This is a genomic window from Planococcus sp. A6, assembly GCF_028823615.1.
Taxonomy (GTDB): Bacteria; Bacillota; Bacilli; order Bacillales_A; family Planococcaceae; genus Planococcus.
Genome location: NZ_JAPEHT010000021.1, coordinates 14,501 through 35,160 on the forward strand (window position 1 = coordinate 14,501; position 20,660 = coordinate 35,160).

General features: G+C 48.1%; 20 protein-coding genes. 7 read left to right on the top strand and 13 right to left on the bottom strand.

Features of this window, described 5'->3' with window-relative positions; translation table 11 throughout:
* Positions 1–361: 361 nt before the first annotated feature.
* The 6 genes from recQ to ON064_RS05055 all read right to left on the bottom strand — a co-directional run bounded on the left by recQ (position 362) and on the right by ON064_RS05055 (position 5,578).
* Positions 362–2,137: a DNA helicase RecQ gene (recQ, locus tag ON064_RS05030; protein ID WP_274623895.1), complete on the bottom strand. Its 1,776-nt coding sequence runs from the start codon at positions 2,135–2,137 to the stop codon at positions 362–364.
* A gap of 158 nt (positions 2,138–2,295) precedes the next feature.
* Positions 2,296–2,781: a DUF4334 domain-containing protein gene (locus ON064_RS05035; protein ID WP_274623896.1), complete on the bottom strand. Its 486-nt coding sequence runs from the start codon at positions 2,779–2,781 to the stop codon at positions 2,296–2,298.
* Positions 2,782–2,799: 18 nt separating this feature from the next.
* On the bottom strand, positions 2,800–3,585 hold the full coding sequence (locus ON064_RS05040) for an SDR family oxidoreductase (RefSeq protein WP_121298797.1): 786 nt from the start codon (positions 3,583–3,585) through the stop codon (positions 2,800–2,802).
* Positions 3,586–3,653: 68 nt separating this feature from the next.
* Positions 3,654–4,154, bottom strand: coding sequence for a hypothetical protein (locus ON064_RS05045; protein ID WP_274623897.1), 501 nt, complete (start codon positions 4,152–4,154; stop codon positions 3,654–3,656).
* A 156-nt stretch (positions 4,155–4,310) separates the two neighbouring features.
* Positions 4,311–4,664 (bottom strand): helix-turn-helix domain-containing protein, encoded by a 354-nt coding sequence (locus tag ON064_RS05050; protein WP_274623898.1) that lies wholly within the window; start codon positions 4,662–4,664, stop codon positions 4,311–4,313.
* Between the two features lie 182 nt (positions 4,665–4,846).
* Positions 4,847–5,578: a pentapeptide repeat-containing protein gene (locus ON064_RS05055; RefSeq protein WP_274623899.1), complete on the bottom strand. Its 732-nt coding sequence runs from the start codon at positions 5,576–5,578 to the stop codon at positions 4,847–4,849.
* A 12-nt stretch (positions 5,579–5,590) separates the two neighbouring features.
* Between ON064_RS05055 and ON064_RS05060 the strand changes: the two genes are divergently transcribed.
* From ON064_RS05060 to ON064_RS05075, 4 genes are all read left to right on the top strand, one after another.
* On the top strand, positions 5,591–6,286 hold the full coding sequence (locus ON064_RS05060) for a DUF1538 domain-containing protein (protein WP_121298805.1): 696 nt from the start codon (positions 5,591–5,593) through the stop codon (positions 6,284–6,286).
* Entirely contained in the window at positions 6,283–7,026 is a 744-nt protein-coding gene (locus ON064_RS05065; protein WP_274623900.1) for a DUF1538 domain-containing protein, read from the top strand. Before ON064_RS05060 ends, ON064_RS05065 begins: the two co-directional genes overlap by 4 nt.
* Positions 7,010–7,699, top strand: coding sequence for a P-II family nitrogen regulator (locus tag ON064_RS05070; RefSeq protein WP_121298809.1), 690 nt, complete (start codon positions 7,010–7,012; stop codon positions 7,697–7,699). Before ON064_RS05065 ends, ON064_RS05070 begins: the two co-directional genes overlap by 17 nt.
* Before the next feature lie 372 nt (positions 7,700–8,071).
* Positions 8,072–9,220: a CDP-glycerol glycerophosphotransferase family protein gene (locus tag ON064_RS05075; RefSeq protein ID WP_274623901.1), complete on the top strand. Its 1,149-nt coding sequence runs from the start codon at positions 8,072–8,074 to the stop codon at positions 9,218–9,220.
* Between the two features lie 107 nt (positions 9,221–9,327).
* On the opposite strand, the gene ON064_RS05080 is transcribed toward ON064_RS05075, so the two are convergent.
* Entirely contained in the window at positions 9,328–10,092 is a 765-nt protein-coding gene (locus ON064_RS05080; RefSeq protein WP_274623902.1) for an exodeoxyribonuclease III, read from the bottom strand.
* Between the two features lie 175 nt (positions 10,093–10,267).
* Between ON064_RS05080 and ON064_RS05085 the strand changes: the two genes are divergently transcribed.
* Positions 10,268–11,572: an MFS transporter gene (locus tag ON064_RS05085; RefSeq protein WP_274623903.1), complete on the top strand. Its 1,305-nt coding sequence runs from the start codon at positions 10,268–10,270 to the stop codon at positions 11,570–11,572.
* Here ON064_RS05085 and ON064_RS05090 read toward each other — a convergent pair whose 3' ends face one another.
* The 3 genes from ON064_RS05090 to rlmN form a co-directional block, all read right to left on the bottom strand.
* A complete protein-coding gene (locus ON064_RS05090; protein WP_274623904.1) occupies positions 11,573–12,331 on the bottom strand; it encodes a YkuS family protein in 759 nt (252 codons plus the stop codon).
* Between the two features lie 502 nt (positions 12,332–12,833).
* Positions 12,834–13,958: an ABC transporter ATP-binding protein gene (locus ON064_RS05095; RefSeq protein WP_274623905.1), complete on the bottom strand. Its 1,125-nt coding sequence runs from the start codon at positions 13,956–13,958 to the stop codon at positions 12,834–12,836.
* Between the two features lie 261 nt (positions 13,959–14,219).
* Entirely contained in the window at positions 14,220–15,293 is a 1,074-nt protein-coding gene (gene rlmN / locus ON064_RS05100; protein WP_068464943.1) for a dual-specificity RNA methyltransferase RlmN, read from the bottom strand.
* A gap of 165 nt (positions 15,294–15,458) precedes the next feature.
* On the opposite strand from rlmN, the gene ON064_RS05105 reads away from it, so the two are divergent.
* Positions 15,459–15,926 carry a VOC family protein gene (locus ON064_RS05105; protein WP_274623906.1) on the top strand — a complete coding sequence of 156 codons (468 nt, stop codon included), beginning with the start codon at positions 15,459–15,461 and terminating at the stop codon, positions 15,924–15,926.
* Positions 15,927–15,971: 45 nt separating this feature from the next.
* On the opposite strand, the gene scpC (ON064_RS05110) is transcribed toward ON064_RS05105, so the two are convergent.
* The 3 genes from scpC (ON064_RS05110) to scpC (ON064_RS05120) form a co-directional block, all read right to left on the bottom strand.
* Positions 15,972–17,486 (bottom strand): succinyl-CoA:acetate CoA-transferase ScpC, encoded by a 1,515-nt coding sequence (gene scpC / locus ON064_RS05110; protein ID WP_274623907.1) that lies wholly within the window; start codon positions 17,484–17,486, stop codon positions 15,972–15,974.
* A 247-nt stretch (positions 17,487–17,733) separates the two neighbouring features.
* Positions 17,734–18,378: a LytTR family DNA-binding domain-containing protein gene (locus ON064_RS05115; protein WP_101191721.1), complete on the bottom strand. Its 645-nt coding sequence runs from the start codon at positions 18,376–18,378 to the stop codon at positions 17,734–17,736.
* A gap of 100 nt (positions 18,379–18,478) precedes the next feature.
* Entirely contained in the window at positions 18,479–19,984 is a 1,506-nt protein-coding gene (scpC, locus tag ON064_RS05120) for a succinyl-CoA:acetate CoA-transferase ScpC (RefSeq protein WP_274623908.1), read from the bottom strand.
* Positions 19,985–20,205: 221 nt separating this feature from the next.
* Here scpC (ON064_RS05120) and ON064_RS05125 point away from each other — a divergent pair.
* A partial coding sequence (locus tag ON064_RS05125; RefSeq protein WP_274623909.1) for an MFS transporter occupies positions 20,206–20,660 on the top strand: 455 nt, incomplete at its 3' end.

Consider the following 20,660-nt stretch of genomic DNA (forward strand, 5'->3'; position numbering starts at 1 on the left):
AGATTCATTACAAATCCTAGGATTCCAAGTGAAACCGCTTTCAAATAAAGGCGTGTAGCGATTCTTCTTTATTCGCTATTTGTGTATATTGATACAGTAATTTTTTCGCCCGCTTTTCCCGGCCCCCCCTTTTCCCAGTAATTATACAATTCGCATCGGAATCTTTTGATAGATTAATCGGAAAAGCTAAGATCACAAGCTGGTTTTCCGGCTACGCTAGCATAAAATTTTCTATACAAAAAGAGCGCAGAAAATGATTCATTTTCTGCGCTCTTTTCAACTAGCTATAATTTTTTCTTGATTTATCCATTTTTTCATACGGGTACGTAAGGCAAATGACACTGCCAAGGCAACTGAATTATTACGAATTATTCACAGTTTCATACATCCGGATTGCTTCAAGAAAGTATTCTCCGTATTTCTCCAGCTTATTCGCGCCGACGCCGCTGACTTCAAGGAACGCCTCTTCATCTTTCGGTTTGCGTGCAACCATGTCTTGCAGGCTCTTATCCGAGAAGATGACAAACGGCGGAACTCCCGCCTCATCTGCCAGTTTCTTGCGCACCGTACGCAATTCCTCGAACAACGGATCGTTGGTGGCGATCCGCTTCGAGACGACGGCGCCTTTTCTCATGACGCGGCGTTTTCCGAGCAGGACATCGCGCCCACCGTCTGGGACGAAAATCGTCGGGAAGCTGCCTTGCTCAACTGCCAGCAGTTCCTGGGAAATCATGAATTCGATGAGGTTTGAGACTTCTTTTGAATTCATGTGTTTCAACACACCGTAGGTCGATAATTGATCGAATCGGAAGTCGAGCACTTTCTTATTGCGGGAGCCAGTCAATACTTGGGCAGTCATCGTCTTGCCGAATTTCTGGCCCATGCGGATGACGCACGACAACACTTTTTGGACATCTTCCGTAACATCTTGGCCTTCCCTTTCGTCGACGCAGTTTCCGCAATGGCCGCACGGTGCCGCACTTCCATCGCCGAAATAATGGACGATAAATTGTTGGAGGCAATTTTCCGTATGGCAATAGTCGACCATCCCCTGGAGTTTTTTCAACTCACCTGGGATACGCGAAGGATCCTGCGCCTGGTCGATCAAAAAACGCTGCGTTTGGACATCCTGAGAAGCGTACAGGACGATGCACTCACTCGGCAGTCCATCTCGGCCTGCGCGCCCAGCTTCCTGATAATAGCTTTCCATATTTTTCGGCAGTTGGTAATGGATCACGTACCGTATATTGGATTTATCGATGCCCATTCCGAATGCGTTGGTCGCCACCATCACGGTCACTTCATCGTTCAAGAAGCGCTCTTGCCCGAGGCGGCGTTCGTCGTCCGGCATGCCGGCGTGGTATTTTGCCGCCTTGACGCCGCGTTTGACGAGCGATTCATAGACCGAATCCACCGTTTTGCGCGTCGCTGCGTAAATGATGCCTGCTTCATTGTCATTTTTCTGGACGTAATCGCGGATAAAGCGTTCGCGATCCTGCCCCTGGATGACCGAAAAGCTCAAGTTTGCCCGCTCGAAACCTGTGATGACGGTATTTTGTTCTTCAATATCCAAGATGCGGCAAATATCTTCTCGTACTTGCGGCGTCGCTGTCGCTGTCAACGCAAGCACCGTTGGATTGTCCGGGAAAATTTCCAGCATACGGCTGATCAAGCGGTAGCTCGGCCGGAAATCATGCCCCCATTGCGAGATGCAATGCGCTTCATCGACGGCAATAAGCGGAACTTTGACGCCTTGCAAGCCATCCAAAAACATTTCCGAATCGAGGCGCTCTGGCGCGATGTACAATAATTTGATGATGCCCATCTGCACTTCATGAAGGATTTCACGGACTTCATAGACATCGAGTGAACTATTAATAGAAGCAGCTGGAATTCCGGCTGCCTGTAAAGAGTCGACTTGATCTTTCATCAGGGAGATCAGCGGCGAGACGACGATGGTCGTTCCTTCCATGGCCAGCGCAGGAATCTGGTAGCACATCGATTTCCCGCCACCTGTCGGCATGACGCAAATCGTATTTTGGCCATCGAAAACTTGTGTGATTGCCTGCTCTTGGCCAGTCCGGAAGCTATCATACCCGAAATGCGACTGCAGTAATTTTCTTGCTTGTTCCAACACCTTTGAACACTCCCCATACTGTTTTACTATGAACGTAGCTTACCATATTTAGAGGGCTATTTCTTTTTTGGCATACGAAAAGCCACCCCAGAAAATCGATTGGTTTCCAGGGTGGCTGAAAAGGCCTTTTTATTCGAATCATGCCAGTGAGAATAATCTCAGGCGTATACTCTGGCTAACAGGAAGAAATACGGCCGCTTCATGCCTTTCCAATCCATCATGCCCAATAATACATCCTCATTCACTTTGCGGAAATGGTCTTGGATCGGCAATTGATCGTAAATCATCACCGCACTCGTTTTCCCGCGCCACTCCATCTTGCGGAGCCGCGCTGCACCTTTCGCGCCACTCAACAGATTAGCGATTAGCGCGGGTGGAAACGGATGCAGTGGGAACGGTTTTCCAAAAGGGGTGTTAAACAATAAAGGGTCGACATGCTCGGTGCTGTGGAAAGCTTTGCCGTACCAGCCCGATTTTTCAAGCCAGCCGTCCAGTGGGTGTCCTGACGGCAATTCGCGCCCTTTCCACGTACCGAACATTTCGTACGGGTCGACTGGCTCAAGCGCATCGAACAAGCGGCAAACTTCGCCCGCGCTGTCCGCACCGTGCTCCATCATTTCCCAAGCCCAGCGTTCCGGCTTCATGGCCCTCTTCCTTTCAACTTAAATTTCGATCTCCCACTGTTTAGCTTCTTCGTCTTTCATCTGTTGTTCGGTCTCTTCTGGATACGCTGTGCGGAATTTGTGAGAATCCTGCGGGATGATTTCCACCATTTTATCGATCATGTCCTGCGGATCGAATTGGTCTTCCAAGCCCTTCTCCATTTCCTTCATGTCTTCAGGACGTGTGAAGTGGATTTTCTCATCGAACCATTTCCACTTGGCTTCTGCACTGCGATCGTTAAATCCTGTAGCGAAGGCTCCCGGGTTGATCGTCGCCACTTGTACGCCAAACTCTGCCATTTCTTTGCGCAGTGTTTTTGCAATTGCTTCAATAGCGTGCTTCGTCGCTGTATACGGTCCGACATAAGGTGTCGACATGATTCCTGCCATGGAAGATAGGAAAATAATCTTGCCTTTGCCCTTCTCGACGAATTTACGTGCAGCGATTTGAGCCGTTTCAAGCGTTTGGAAGACGTTCACTTCAAATAATTCACGGAAGTTTGCCATTGGCACTTCCCCGAGTGGGCCGCCTTCGTTGATGGCAGCATTTGCTACAAAGATATCGAAATCGTATTCAAGCATCTGTGCCAGATCCTGTGGATTTTTAATGTCCATTTTAAACGTTGTCAATTCCACCCCGGCTTCAGATGCCGCTTCACGGAGTGATGTTACTTGAGGGGCTGTTTCAACTGGCGCGATGACTTTATGGCCTTTCGCCGCCAGTCCAAGTGCCGTACCTTTTGCGAGCCCGCTTCCGGCTCCTGTAATGAAAATCGTTTTACTCATAATTGTCTCCTCCTGATTCTGTAAGTTGCTATAATTTGTCTTCCCCATAGCAAGCAGAATAAACAGGTTTAATTGAGCCACCATTCTTTGCGGTCCATTTCCTCCGCAAAATGGGCATATTCAGAGAGTGTCTCCTCCAATACTTTTTCGCTGCGGGCAAGCATTCGCTCCCTCGCTTTTTTCCGTTTAAAGCGCCGCCCATAGACAGCTTGCAATTCGTCGTAGGAGGATTTCAATTCACGGAAACTTGTCGCGAGTTCATCGTCTTCATCCGATAACAGCGAAGCCAGCATACCGATTTTTCCGTAAAGCTCTTCCACTGTATAACGGTCGCGCTCCTTGTAAAGGATACCGGCTACAATCGATGCGGGCAGCTCTTCGTCGACACCCCGCGCCAAATCCGTCAGCAGTTCAATCATGATGCGGCGGTTGCTCGCCAGCGACAGGACATAAAAGATATGGGGAATCTGGTCAACTGGCGTTTCTTCAATATACTCATCGATTTGCCTGATCAAATCCTCCGCTTTTAGATGGTCGATGAGAATCCCCAGCCGGTATGTTTCGTACATTATGTATCTTCTCAAATCCTCACCGCCATTCCTTAAGTCTCTTTTTATTTTGACAGATAATTCTGTCAAAAACAATTCATCAATTGTTGTACCGAACGAAAAAACCTGTCCTCCTTATTACAGGAGAACAGGCTCATGAGTTCACACATATATTCATCAAGTCGCCAAGCCATAGCTGCCCATGCGGCGTTTCACTTGGATAAAAGAAGCCGCCTCAGCAAGTTCCGCTTCATTCAATGGCTGGTCATCAAGCATTACTGTATATTCGTTCAGGAAATTCGCATTTTGGAGATTAACATTAATCGTGCGGTCGTTGCGGTCCAAAAGACTATCCACAGAAATCTCAAAGAAATCGGCGAGGCGTTCCAGATGTACAACTGACACTTGTTTCTTTCCGCTTTCATATGCCCATACCGTACTTTTCGCAAAGCCCAAACAGTCTGCAAGTTCCTCCGGGGAAAGGCCTTTCGCTTCTCTCAAGTCTTTTATTTTTTTGCTTAGTTGCTTCATAGTTGATTCCTGCTCCTTTTAGTAAATTTCTAATTATTTTAAATATACTGCAATTAAAGTGAATGAGCAATCATTTTATGGATAATTTTTTAAAATAGAATGAATATTTAGTGAACAGTATCTATTTAATATAATAATTGGAAATAAAGCAGGTCATAAAGCATTTAAAAACTAAAAAAATCTTATTCTTTGATAATTAATCCCAGTTTCCGGGCAAACAACAACGCTTGACCTGTAGATACTTTGCACCCCGACACCAATTCCATTGTCAATTGTAGTTCTTCGAAGCGGCTTGAACTGAAATCGATTCCTTTCAGGGAAGTTCCTGTGAAGTTCGCTTCATTTAACTCACTGTCAAGAAACTGCGTGTTTTTCAAATCCACTTCGTAGAAATCTCCCTGCCTGAGAGCACTTTGTTCAAAAATTACATCACTGATATGGGAGAAACCAAAAACCGTATAATCAAGCCGGCAGCCTTTAAAGTGCGTATAGCGAATTGTACTTTCAGTGAAATCCGTGCCCAGCAATCTGCAATTCTCGAACTTCACACGATGGAACACCGCACGGCCTAAATCAGCATTCGATAAATCACAATTGATGAACACAATATCTGCAAACTCACTGCGCTCCCATTCACCACCCAAAAAGCGGACATTCTCGAACACCACCCGGTCGAAATGAATTTTTCCTGCCGGCAATTCTTCAGAAACGATTCGGCAGTCATGGACATATCCATCATCTAATGCTTCAATAAAAGAAATTGTTTCTAATTCCTTGGGAAGCATCGGTTCCGTTTTCTTGTTCTTCTTCATTATAATTCCTCCTATTCGCTTATGTTCTTTCTTTAACTTAACGCCTGCAAAGTTCCTTGTCCCATCCGCCGCGAGATATGCAATATCCCAAATCCGCTGCAAAGGAGATGCTGCATGGAAAATGTCAAAAGTACTTTTAAGGAAGTCGCCTCTGCCATTCTGCCTGTCACGATTGTCGTCGTCTTGCTTCAAGTGTTGATCATCCGCCTGCCGCTCGAAGCGTTGCTGCAGTTTTTAATCGGGGTCATTTTTGTAGGAACCGGTTTTTTCCTGTTCCTGCTGGGGGTCAATGCAGGGCTGCTCCCGATCGGTGAATTGATCGGCAAGAAGCTGCCTTTGACCCGCAAGCCATGGCTCATCATCGGGACAGGCCTTGTGCTTGGTCTTGCCGTCACGATTGCCGAACCGGATGTTCGCGTTTTGGCTAATCAAATCGATGATGTTTCAGGAGGAGATATTTCAAGAAACATCCTCATTCTATCCGTTTCCGTGGGATTGGCGATCTTCGTTGCTTTGGCGATGGTCCGGACGCTGTTCAGCATCCCAATCCATTATATGCTGATCGGGGGATATACTTTGGTTTTCCTTCTTTCCTTTTTTGTCCCTGAAGCATTCATCCCCATTTCATTCGATGCAGGCGGCGTTACGACCGGCCCAATGGCAGTGCCTTTCATCTTAGCACTGGGCATCGGCGTCGCTTCCGTGCTGCGATCCGATAAGCCAAGCAGCGGCGAAGGCTTCGGCTTGATCGGGCTTGCCTCGATCGGGCCCATCATCGCAGTCATGCTCTTGGGGGTGCTGTACCGGTGAACTTGCATATCTTCCAGGGTTTTGGGGAAGTGCTGATTGAAGTCAGCATGGCTCTCCTCCCACTTGTCGTGTTTTTCAGCGTATTTCAATTGTTCATGCTCAAATTGCCGAAAGAACGCGTTCTGCAAACTGGTCTCGGTTTTATTTTGACATTTTTCGGATTGGCTTTTTTCCTTCAAGGCGTCCATATCGGCTTCATGCCCTTCGGTGAATTGATGGGGGCGGAACTTGGGGAGTGGCAGTATCGCTGGGCAATCATTCCGATTGGCTTCATGCTTGGCTTTGTGGCAACATTCGCCGAACCCGCTGTCCGCATCATGAATGAGGAAGTCGACCGTGAAACGGGCGGTTATATTTCCTCGCAGATCATGCTCTACACCTTATCGACGGGGGTCGGCTTATCCATCGCTTTGTCGATGCTGCGGATATTGACAGGCTGGTCGATCTGGTATTTCATCCTGCCAGGTTATATTCTCGCACTGATCCTGATTTTCTTCTCCACCCGGACATTTATCGCAATCGCCTTTGATTCAGGCGGTGTCGCTACCGGCCCAATGACCGTCACGTTTATCGTCTCAGTAGCAGTCGGCATCGCTTCTGTAACAGAAGGAAGAGATCCACTTGTCGATGGCTTCGGGATGATCGCCCTTGTGGCATTGACGCCGATTATCGCCGTTCTCGTTGTCGGCTTACTCTTTAACCGAAAGGCAGGGAATCAAAACCATGAATCTGAATCATAGACTGATGATTGCCATTGTAAAACGCGGCGCTTCAAGGGAGGTCATCGCAGCAGCGAAAGAAGCCGGCGCTGATGGGGCGACGGTGCTGTATGCAGAAGGGATCGGAAGAAACGAAAAACCTACGTTCCTCGGGCTCCCCGCTACACACGAAAAAGATGTCATCTTTATCGCCGTCGACGGTGAAATTGAATTTGCCGTCGCCGAAGCGATCAGCCATGCCGGAAAGCTGGGGAAATCCGGTTACGGTCTCGGCTTTACTATCCACCTCAGCCAATTGCTGGGGGTTCCCCACCTAAACGACCGCGAAGACGATCGAAAAAAGATGCGAGGAGTGGAAAAAATGCCAGAACCGAAAGATTTTCAGTTGATTGTGACCATCGTCAATTCCGGGGATTCCGGGCAAGTCGTCAAAGCAGCTGCAAACGCCGGCGCTGAAGGCGGGACCATCCTGGAAGGGCGAGGCACCGGAGTCAACGAACAGAAGAAATTCATGAACTTTACGATTGACCCGGAAAAAGATGTCGTCCTGACATTGGTGCCGGCCGTGTTTGCCGAAAAAGTTGTTGCAAGCATCGAACAAGCCGTCGACCTCGACGCTCCAGGAAAAGGCATCGCCTTCTTGATCGACGTGGAAAACGTGTTTGGGGTCAATCATTCCTCTTTGAATCCATAAGAAAAACCGGTGAGCTCAAGACTCACCGGTTTTTCTATTTAATCACGTTCTGCGCCGTGCCCTTTGGAGTTGGCGGCTTTCCGTAGAGCTTCGTTTCAGCGTTTTCGTTATCTTTCATTTCGTTCATTCATTTCCATGCCATCATTTCCCTCTTCACACCCTTACTTTTAAATAAAGCTATTTTCTGCCAATTCATCCCATCTAAGCACGCTCATTGTTTATAGAAAGCTCTCTTCACCATGTGAAAATCAAACCCACCTTCCTTGGAATAGACAAATCCCGCTGGATATGGAAAACTAGAATGGAATCGACTAACAGAAAGCAGGGCTAGAAATGAGCGTTACCTTGAAAGAGAAAGGGAGATGGGACCCTTTGAAAGTTTTTTTGAAAGTATCAGCGGCCTATATTCTCTCACGGTTTTACCGAAATGCAAAAGGCCCGAAAATCGCCCTGGTAGGAGGAAACCTCGGAGAAAAATACGAAGACAATGCTTCCGTATTCCATAAATATTTGGTGAATAACCATGCCGAACAAGTCACGGCTTATTGGATGTATGACCCGTCGACCGATTATGCGAAAAACGGGCAGATCCCGAATGCCGTACCGCTTGGCAGCTTCCGCAATTACTTGCTGTTTTTCCGCGCTGATTACACGTTTCATGGGCATTCCTTGCTTTATGATATCGTGCCATCCGCCGATAAATTCTTGAACTTAAACAGCCGGACGATCATCACGCACGTCAGCCACGGCATCGAAGGCTTCAAGAAAATCCTCATCCAAAAAGAGGATATTCCCCTCCTCAAGCGGACAGATTACTTTAACTGCGCTTCGCGCTATGAATACGAGTTGAAACGCGACAAATGGAAAATCCCTGAAGAAAAACTCATCATCACCGGATTCCCCCGTTTTGATCGCTACTTGCCAAACCAGCCGCCAAAAGAGATGAAGCGCATCTTGATGATGATGACTTGGCGCGAATGGCTGTTTGACCTCTCAAGGGAAGAATTTCTCGAAAGCAATTACTTCCGCAGCACGATCGGCTTATTGGAGCACGAAGGAATACGAAATCTCCTGAAATCCAACGGCATCCATCTCCAAATCGCCTTGCACCCGTTCATGAAGCGATTTGAAGAACATTTCTTTCCGCTTGCCGACCAGGATTACGGCATCGAATTCCTGGATTTCAATCACGCATCCATCGAGCGCTCGATCGAAGAAAACGATATGCTGCTGACGGACATCACCAGCGTCTCCTGGGACTTCCTGTATTTGAATAAACCGATCATCTTCTTTATGTTCGACCAACAGGAATATACGGAAAAGCGCGGTTCCTATCTCGACCTCGATAAAGATTTATATGGATATAGGTCTCCGACAGTAGAAGATGTCTACAACACGCTCACCTATATGGTCGAAAATAATATTACACATAACGAATGGTACGGGAAAGCCGATGAGTATATCGACTATTTCGACCAAAATAATTGCAAACGCTTGGCACAACGCGTCATGAACGTTTGAATGTTTCACGTGGAACTCTATTTTGAGACAAAAACCGGCAAACCTGAGATCGTTTCAGGCTTGCCGGTTTTTTTACCGTTTAACGGATGAATAACATGAATAATCCTTTAAGACGATAGATCGCCCAGTTGCAGTTCCACAGGGCAATGATCCGAGCCGTGTACACCTGTATGAATCGACGCGCTCTTCATTTTTCCGACGAGACGGTTGGAAGCGATGAAGTAATCGATGCGCCAGCCGACATTCTTCTCCCGGCAATTCGAACGATACGACCACCATGAATAATGTCCGCCTTCATCCGGGTGGAAATGGCGGAACGTATCCACGAAACCGGTGCCGAGGAAATCGTTGATCTTGCCTCGCTCTTCTGGCGTGAATCCCGAATTCTTTTTATTGGCTTTCGGATTTTTCAAATCGATTTCCTGATGCGCCACGTTCAGGTCCCCGCATAAAATAACAGGCTTTTCGAGGTCCAATTGCTGGATATACGAAAGCAGCTTGTCTTCCCATAAGAGCCGGTACGAGAGGCGAAGCAGCCCATGCTGGGAGTTCGGCGTGTAGCTATTGACCAAATAAAATTCAGGGAACTCCAATGTGATCAGCCTGCCTTCTGTATCATGCTCCTCGAGACCGACCCCATAATGGACATTCAATGGGCGCTGTTTGGTGAAAACCGCAGTTCCTGAATAGCCTTTCTTCTGTGCATAATTCCAATATGTATGATAACCCGGAAGCTCCAAATCAATCTGGCCTTCCTGCAATTTAATTTCCTGGACGCACAAGATATCCGCATCCACTGTCTCGAAGAAATCCATAAACCCTTTTTTCATCACGGCCCGCAGGCCATTTACATTCCATGATACCAACTTCATCCCACTCACTCACTTTCTGTCATCAGTGTAGCGGAATAAAGGCTTCGCCTCAAATACGGAGGTCTCGATTTCTTCGGACTTAGATTGTAAAATTTCAGCAAATATTCAGTCAAAACTGTCTTTTTTTAGAGTCTGTCTTGTACAATAGACTTAATGAAAAAGGGGGCCTTCGGCTATGGCGAAGTTCACAAAACCGGAAAAAAGCTGGGCGTTATATGATTGGGGCAGCTCCGCTTATTCCATTATCATCACGACCGCAGTATTTCCGCTTTTCTATAAAGCCGCCGCAACAGACGCCGGTGTGGAACTTGCGGATTCCACTGCTTATTTAAGCTACACGATCGCTATCTTCACGTTTATTTTGGCAATGCTCGGCCCATTACTCGGCACCATTGCCGATTATGAAGGAATGAAAAAGAAATTTTTCACAGTGTTTTTTGTGCTCGGCACGGTTTCGACGGCGATGCTCGCCTTCGTTCCGGAAGGCCAGTGGCTCTGGCTCTTGATCTGTTATGTGTTCGCTGCACTTGGTGCGACCGGTGCCAACCTGTTCTATGATGCTTTCATTGTCGATGTTACGACTGAAAAACGCATGAACCGTGTATCGGCATTTGGCTATGGGCTTGGCTATATCGGTTCGACCATTCCATTTGCTCTCGCCATTCTTATCATCCTGCTCGCCCAAAATGAAGTCCTGCCGCTATCTGTCACAAATGCCAGCCGGCTTGCCTTTTTGATCACCGCCGCTTGGTGGATCCTGTTCTCGATTCCGTTGTTCCGTCATGTAAAACAAAAGCATTTCATCAAACGCGAAGCAAATCCCGTCGTCCAAAGCTTTCGCCGACTCAATAAAACGATCCGGGAAATCCGCCAGTACCGCGCCTTATTCCTGTTCCTGATTGCGTACTTCTTCTATATCGACGGCGTTGGCACGATTATCTCGCTGTCCACCGCATACGGAACTGACCTCGGATTGAGTGCCACCAGCCTATTGATCGTCTTGTTCGTCACTCAAGTGGTGGCCGCACCTTTTGCGATTCTCTACGGGAAGCTTGCCGATCGCTTTACTGGAAAGAAAATGCTGTATGTCGGCATCTTTGTCTATATCATCGTCTGCGTTTATGCGGTCTTTATCGAAACCATTATGGATTTCTGGATTCTTGCGATGCTGGTCGCCACTAGCCAGGGCGGCATCCAAGCCTTGAGCCGGTCTTATTTCGGTAAATTGGTGCCGAAGCAAAACGCCAATGAGTTTTTCGGATTCTATAATATTTTCGGCAAGTTCGCCGCAATTACCGGGCCTTTGCTTGTTGGCGTCACTTCCCAGATTACCGGCAATTCCAGTTTAGGGGTTTTGAGTTTGGTCGTGCTTTTCATCATCGGCCTGGTCGTCCTCATCTTCGTTCCGGAGCCTGTGCCGCATGAGCCAGTCGACGAAGTCGAAAAGCCTCCCACAGCTGCGGGAGGCCTTTATTCATGATTAATTATTCTTTTTCGCGTCAGTTGGCTCGACTTTAATCTCGCCGTCTGAGTTTTTGCCGAGTGATGATTCGCCAAATTCCACGACATCTACGCCGCCAGCGTCTTTCTCAGCTTTCTTGATTTCTTTTTCTACTTTCTTTTCAGCCTTGTCGTGCTCTTTTTGGGCTTTTTCTTCTTTTTTCTCTTCTTTTTCTTCAGCTTTTTCTTGCTGCTTCACTTCTTTTTCAATCGCTTTTTCTTGTTTCTTCACTTCTTTTTCTTCTTTTTTCTCTTCGCGCTTCGCTTTCAGTTCATCAGCTTTCACTTTCGCCTGTTCGATGGAAGTGTTCACTTTTTCACTGGAATCCGAAGTTTTCGCTTTTACTTGCTCCTGTAATTCCTTGCCGCTTTTAGGGGCAAGCAACAGGCCTGCTGCAGCGCCGATTAAAGCGCCTGTCACAGCGCCGGCTACGAAGCTTCCGCCGCCTCCGCCTGACTCAGAACCGTTTTCCGGTGCCATCGGTGCAGGAGACTGGATTTTGCCTTGGCGCACAAGGCGCTCTTCGACTTCTTCCACAATTTCAAACAACGTGCGCCCTCTTGCTTCAACTAATGAAACGCTCATGTGGAAATCCGTTAAATCGTCCTGGTCACGGACGACCACTACGTCATAATCGGGTGCATCTGTTTTCTTTTCAAGCATATCTGCACGATACCCTCTTTGTACTAACGCATCGCGTACGGATGTAAATGGATGTTCGACTGCAATTTTTACCATTCTGTGTCCACTCCTTTTTTTGAAAACTCTATGTTAAGATGTTTTCCCCTAATCCACCGCTCTAAACTTATCCTTTGCGAACTCCTCCATTTTTTTCAAATTTTCACGCTTTGAATAGCTTTGTGAATACGCTTATTCATAATGAAGTGTTTTAAGATCGGTTTTAGCATCAGGTGGAGAGTCGCCGCCTTGCTTTGGGTTGGCCCCTTGCTATAAGCCAGAAAGAACGCCTGACTTACAGCCTCGGCTCACCCTTGGCGCCAGTCGCCTCTAAGATTTCGTTGAGATATGTGAGTTTCCATGGTTTTGCTTCCCGGTTATTCATCCAGCGGCAGGGGAATCGCTTCCTGCTCCGGGACAGATGGTGGACCTTAGCGAGTGAAATGAATTTAAATTGGTTCAGGCTTGAGCTTGTTATTCATTGCCCTGATTCTCGGCTATTTATCGGTCAGATATACAAAAACCCCGGCCCGGCATTTGAGCCGGTCGGGGCCAATGGATTTTATACGGTTACTTCTGCGCGTTCTAAGGCTTTGATGCGTGTTCCGGTTTCTGCATCGAAGAAATGGACGTGCGCCATGTCGAATGCGAGGGTTGCTTGGTGCCCTGCTTCAATTGAAGTTGCCGCATCAACGCGGGCGATGAATTCTTGGTCTTCATAGACCGCATGGAGAATCGTCTCGGCACCTGTTAATTCGGATACGGTGATCGTTGCATCGAATTCACTTGCCGGTATTCCCGACAGGTCTTCATTGTTGACGTGGATATGTTCCGGGCGGATGCCGAGCGTGACTGGCTTGTTGTCATAGCCTTCTGCTTTCAACATATCCAATAGTTTTGAAGGGATTGCCATCTTTTTAGCGCCTACAGCGAAAGTGCCGTCAATTAGCTTGCCTTCAAAAAAGTTCATCGCCGGTGAACCGATAAAGCCGCCGACAAAACGATTTTCCGGGAAATCGTAGACTTCTTTCGGCGTGCCCACTTGCTGGATCAACCCGTCTTTCATAACGACAATGCGGGAAGCCATCGTCATCGCTTCCGTTTGGTCATGGGTCACATAAATCGTCGTCGTTTTCAGGCGGTTATGCAATTTGGAGATCTCAGCGCGCATCTGCACACGCAATTTCGCGTCCAAGTTCGACAAGGGCTCATCCATCAAGAAAACTTTTGCATCGCGGACAATGGCGCGTCCAAGAGCCACACGCTGACGCTGTCCTCCTGAGAGTGCTTTCGGTTTTCTGTTCAAGTATTCTTCCAAGCCAAGAATCGCAGCAGCTTCATCTACACGTTGCTTGATTTCCGCCTTTTTGAACTTTCTCAGTTTTAAGCCGAACGCCATGTTTTCATAAACGGTCATATGTGGATATAGGGCATAGTTTTGAAATACCATGGCAATGTCGCGTTCTTTTGGCTCAACATCATTCATGCGTTTTCCATCAATGAAGAATTCGCCTTCCGAGATTTCCTCCAAGCCCGCAATCATCCGCAATGTAGTCGATTTCCCACACCCCGAAGGACCAACAAACACGATAAACTCTTCATCTTTTATATGTAAATTGAAATCGCTGACGGCCAGCGCCCCTTTATCATACCTTTTGCCTAATTGCTCAATTTTAATTTCTGCCATTTCCCATTCTCCTCTAAAGCGTGTTGTTTACTTTAAACGTCCACTAAATTACGAATCAGCAATACATTCACAGATTGGCTTCTCTCTAAATTTGTACATTTGACGAAGGTCCCGACTCTTTGAACAATTTTAAAAGCTTTAAAGGTTCCTATGCCTGCGTTTATATCAACTTCACCACTATACTTCAGTAAGATTCGTGTCCTATTTTCCCCAATACAAAAAGCTCCCGAAAAATTCGGGAGCTTGCTGCCTGTCACGCGATTAGACCGTTGCCGGTTTTTTCTCTTTTTTGATCTGCTTGCTGCGAAGTTGTCCGCAGGCAGCATCGATGTCTGCGCCTTGTTCGTGGCGTACACCACAATTGATGCCTTTTTTCTTCAATGCATCGTAGAATGCACTGATAGCTTCAGGCGTGCTTTGCTGGTATTGGTCGTGCTCATCAACCGAGTTGTAAGGAATCAAGTTAACGTAAGATAAGTGACGCTTGTTTTCAAGCAATTTCGCCAGCTTGTTCGCTTCTTCGACATGGTCGTTGACATCGCGCAGCATGATGTATTCGAACGTGATGCGACGGTTCGATTTTTCCAAGTAATAATCGATGGACTCCATCAATTTTTCAACTGGATAAGCTTTGTTGATCTTCATAATGCGTGAACGCAATTCGTTCGTCGGCGCGTGGATAGAAATTGCCAAGTTGACCTGCAAACCTTCATCCGCATAATCGTAGATCTTCGGCACGATACCGCTCGTTGAAACCGTGATGTGGCGTGCTCCGATCGCAAGCCCTTTTTGAGAGTTCACGACGTGGAGGAAATCCATCAAGTTTGTGTAGTTATCGAACGGTTCACCGATGCCCATAACGACAATATGGCTGACGCGCTCTTCTTTTTGCTCCGCATCGAAATGCGCCTGCACTTGCATGATCTGCTCGACGATTTCGCCAGCGTTCAAGTCACGGCTCTTCTTCAATAGGCCACTTGCGCAGAAACTGCAGCCGATGTTGCAGCCGACTTGCGTCGTCACACATACCGAGTTGCCGTATTTAAAGCGCATGAGAACCGTTTCGATCAAGTTGCCATCCTGCAAACGGAAAAGGAATTTGATTGTGCCATCAGACGATTCCTGCTTGACTGCCTGGTCCAATGTACGGATCGCAAAATTGTTTTCCAAGAGCTCGATGCAATCCTTCGATAAGTTCTTCATCTCCGAGAATTCAGTGACACGTTTAATATAAAGCCAATCCCACACTTGCTCCGCGCGGTATTTCTTTTGGCCATTTTCTACAAACCAATCTTTTAATTGTTCTATCGTCAATCCATAGATGGAATTTTTCATATTAGGACCCTCATTTCAGAATTTCACAATTGCTTATTATAATACTAAAAATCCAGTCTGGCAACAACTATTTTCGACTAATTCCTTTGGTACCTGCTGTATTTCTGCATATTCCCGCCCTTAGAAGGGTACAGAATCAATACAGCAAAAAGGAGGAGAATCATCATGGCAGCAATTACGCACGTGGGGCTGGCGGTCCCTAACTTAGATAAAGCAATTACATGGTACCGAAAAGTATTCGATTTTCATATTTTGGCGGGGCCATTTGATTTTGATGCCGATACGGAAGGGCCAGAATCCATGACGAACGATCTGCAAGGGCCGGAAATCCGTAAGATGCGCAACGTCCACCTCATGTCTTCCGACGGCTTCGGCATTGAACTCTTCGAATTCCAAGACCCTTCTTTTTCTGAAGAGCCGCCGCGGCGTGCAGGATTTTTCCATATTGCCTTGGTGGTCGATGATATCGTCGAAACGATTGAACGAATCGTCCAGCATGGCGGACGCCAGCGCAGCAAAATGTGGAACATCAATAAAGGCAAACCGCATTACCTCGTCTACACCGAAGACCCGTTCGGCAACATCATCGAATTGTATTCACGCAACACTTCAGAAATGTACGGCAATCGTTGAACAGAAGAAACCGGACAGCCTATGCGGCTGTCCGGTTTTATTTGTTTAGACCAATTGCTCTTTTTTCGCGAGCATGGTGCCGTTTTTGGCTAATGATTCATGCCAAGACAAAGCTTTCTCTAAGACGTGCGGCGTCTGGCCACCGCGTGTCAGCGCTTCTTCGTAATACTCGCGCATTTGTGGGCGGTAGTCCGGGTGCACGCAGTTTTCGATGATGACTTCAACGCGCTGGCGCGGCGCCAGTCCGCGAAGGTCGGCATAGCCTTGCTCGGTGACGACTACATCGACGTCGTGCTCGGTATGGTCGATATGTGAGGCGAACGGTACTACGCTTGAAATCTTACCGTCTTTTGCAGTTGATTTCGTAACGAAGATAGCCAGGCGCGCGTTGCGGGCGAAGTCTCCTGAACCGCCGATGCCGTTCATCATTTTCGTGCCGGAGACATGCGTCGAGTTGACGTTTCCATACATATCGAACTCAAGTGCCGTATTAATCGAGATCAAGCCGAGTCGGCGCACGACTTCGGGATGGTTCGAGATTTCCTGCGGGCGCATGATGATCTTGTCGCGGTACTGGTCGAACTCGCTGAATACTTGCTTCATCTTCGGCTCTGATAATGTAATCGAACAGCACGAAGCGAAATCTACTTTGCCGGCATCGATCAAATCGAAGACCGCGTCTTGTAGCACTTCCGAATAGACTTCCAGGTTTTTGAATTCTGAATCGATCATGCCGTGAAGCACGGCGTTGGCAACGGAGCCGATTCCGGATTGAAGCGGAGCCAATTTTTCCGTCAAACGGCCGGCTGCAATTTCGCTGCGGAAAAAGTTCAGCAGATGGTCAGCCATGATTTTCGTGTCTTCATCCGGCGCCACGATGTTCGACGGAGAATCTTCCTGATGCGTAAAGACGATGCCGCGCACACGCTCCATGTCGACCGGGATGCCTTTTGTTCCGATGCGCTGATCCACGGAAGTTAACGGAATCGGGTCCCGCTCGCCTTGTTTGCCGGTGTCGTAAATATCATGGATGCCTTCAAACAGTTCAGGCTGGGCCGCATTGATTTCCACGATGATATTTTTCGCGTGTTTGACGAAAACGGACGAGTTGCCGACAGAAGTCGTCGGGATGATCATGCCATCTTCGGTGATCGACAAAGCTTCGACAATCGCGAAATCGATCGGCTCGATGATCCCTGAACGGATCCATTCCGCTGTATGGGACAAATGATGGTCAACGAAATACATGTCGCCGGCGTTGATCGCTTTGCGCATTGCCGGTTCTGCTTGGAACGGCAACCGTTTGTTAACGATGCCTGCTTCTGCGAACAATCGGTCGATATCGGATCCGAGTGATGCCCCGGTGAAGACATTGACTTTGAAGCTTTCCGTTTCAGCACGCTCAACCAGCGCATAAGGAACCGCTTTCACATCTCCCGCTCTTGTAAATCCGCTAAGTCCGAGTGTCATGCCATCTTGAATCCACGCTGCCGCTTCCTGCGCTGTAACAACCCGATCCTGCAATTCTGCCGCTTTGATTCGCTCAAGTTTCTTTTCCATTCCATCCACGCTCTCTTTCTGTAAGTTTTATCTAATATATGTTATTTTTTGAAGCGTTTTCATATTAACGGGTAGCATAATTTTTCTTCCATTAAAAAAGACAGGATGCAAGACACCCAATCTATTTGTCTGATTATTAGCTAATATTAACTTGTGGCGATGCGAAAAAGGGAATATCCGAACGGAAGAGTGCATCCCTTGGGTCAAACAGAAAATCGGCTGTCCGAGGCAGCATTTTCATGCGTTCTCAGAAGCCGAGTAATTTACGGAAATAGCTGGAATACGATTGGCTGACGGGCAAACGGTCCCCATTATCCATCGCTAGCACGAATGTGGAATGGGTATCGGGATGAATTTCTTCAATGTGGTGGACGTTGACGATAAACGACCGATGGCAGCGGATGAACGAATCTCTCGGCAGCAAATATTCGAATTCCTGCAGGGAGTTTTTATTAGTTCCGGAAAAATCCGCAGCGTGGACATGAGTTTTTCGGTCCTTCACTTCGAGGTAGCGCACATCGGTGAACGGAATCGGTTTCCAGCCATCCGGGCTTTTCACCGTCACGACCGACTTCCCTTCTGTATAAGCCGGATAGATCGCCATGACACAGCCCGCGAGCACGCCATCTTCTTCAAACGGTACCGCCATGCCATGATAAGGCACCCCGAACACTTCACGGTTGATGAATTCCGAAGCTTTTTGGCCGGTCGTCAGTGCTTTATGGGCGATGGTGCCTTCACGCACTTTATCCCCTGCCTTGATCTTCAAATCAATGCGTTTGCTCGGGCGATAATAGGTGTATTCTTCCATATTAGAGACCGCTATCGAGACTTCATCGGAGAATAGCTCCCCCATCACATCCAATAGCGGGCCGGGTGTAATTTTTTCCATCACGCACGTGCCTCCAGTAACATTCAAGTGGTATTAGTATACCTGACTTTGCACGAACAGAAAAGATGGGCTCAAGGCCGCCGCCTCAGTTTCCTCCCAATTATGGCGATTTTTTTAACATCGTTCCGTCGCGCATGTATTTCGCATGCCAAGATAAAGCTTCGTCGAGAACATGCGGTGTATGCCCGCCTTGAGCAATCGCCCTATCGAAATAATCCTGCAGTTGCGGACGATAATCCGGGTGGACGCAGTTTGCAAGGATCCGCTCCGCCCGTTCACGGGGCGCTAGATTGCGGATATCGGCAAAGCCGTGTTCCGTGACCAACACGTCTACATCATGTTCGGTGTGGTCGATATGGGAAGCGAACGGCACGACACAGGAAATCCGCCCATTCTTGGCGGTCGATTTGGTGACGAAAATGGCGAGCTGCGCATTGCGCCCGAAATCGCCGGATCCGCCGATGCCATTCATCATTTTGATTCCGGCGACATGGGTCGAATTGACATTGCCATATAAATCGAATTCCAAGGCGGTGTTGATCGAAATGAGGCCAAGGCGCCGGATGATTTCTGGGTGATTGGAGATTTCCTGCGGCCTCAGCACCAAACGGTCCAGGTAACGTCCGAAGTCTTGATAGATTCTTTCCATATAAGGCTGCGATAAAGTGATCGCCGAAGCAGAAGCGAATAGCGCCTTGCCCGAATCGAGCAAATCGAACACAGCATCTTGCAGCACTTCGGAATACAGCTCCAGCCCTTCAAATTCCGAATCGAGGAGGCCATGCAACACCGCATTTGCAACGGATCCGACACCTGATTGAAGCGGCGGCAGGTTTTTGTCCAAGCGTCCAGCCTGTACTTCGCGGCGCAGGAACGCAAGCAAATGACCTGCCATAACATCCGTTTCCGCATCAGGCGGCTCGATTGGAGAGGGCGAATCCGCTTGATTGGTCCAGACGATGCCTTTGACTTTCGAAGGATCGACTGGGATACCTTTCGTGCCGATACGGTCCCGCGGCGAGACGAGCGGAATCGGCTGTCTCGATCCGATCGCTTGCGGTTCGTAGCAATCGTGTAGCCCTTCCAATTCCAGTGGCTGTGCAGTATTGATCTCAATGATGATCTGTTTCGCATGGTGGGCGAATACCATCGAGTTGCCGACGGAAGTGGTCGGGATTAACAAGCCTTCCCGCGTGATGCCAAGCGCTTCGATGATAGCAAAATCAAGCGGGCCCGCAACTCCCCCTCTGACCCATTCAGCTGTTTGGGATAAATGATGATCGACAAACTGCACTTTTCCCGAATTGATCGCAGAACGCATGCCCGGATCGGATTGATACGGCGCGCGTTTCCGAACGATCCCTGTCTGTGCAAAGCGCCCGTCGATTCCGGAACCGAGTGAAGCGCCTGTGTAGACATCGATTTGAAATGGCTCTTGCTCTCCACGCTTCACCAAGGCATTTGGCACGGCCTTGGCATCGCCTGCGCGCGTGAATCCGCTGAGCCCGACCGCCATGCCATCCTTTATCCAGGAGGCTGCCTGTTCAGCACTAACTATCCGTTCTTGCAGAGCTGTTAACTTGATTCGTTCGAGTCGTTGGTCCATCGCCATCCCCTTCCCCTTGTCGGTCTTGGATATTACTTTATACCCTTGAAGACACCCTTCAACCCGTTTCGATTTTCAGCCGACAAAAAAGCTTTCAGCCCACGGAAAAGAAAATGCGCATGGCGATTGCAAAGTGATTGACAAGCTTTGGAAGTATCCATAATATGGGGAAGTCAATATAACCGTCATGTGTACATATATATAAGAAAGAAGGCACTCCAATGTCCAAAGACCAGCGCAAAAAAATCCTGATTTTAATGATCAATATGTTCATCGCCATCGCCAGTTTCGGCATCATCATCCCAATTCTGCCGTCATATCTTGTTTCCATCAATCAAGGCGGCATGGCAGCCGGCTTGATGATCGCCATCTTCGCTGCTGCCCAGTTTCTCTTCTCGCCAATCGCCGGCAAATGGGCGGATCAATACGGGCGCCGCATCATGATCATCTGGGGACTTGCGGGGCTGACCTTATCGATGTTCATTTTCTATGCTTCCGACTTTATTTGGGTGCTATATTTCTCACGCGTCATCGGGGGAATCGGCGCCGCCATGTTGGTACCGGCCATTTTTGCATACATCGCTGACATCACCACTTTCGACCAGCGCGCAAAAGGCACGAGCCTGGTATCTGCTGCGATGTCACTCGGCATCGTCATCGGACCGGGAATCGGCGG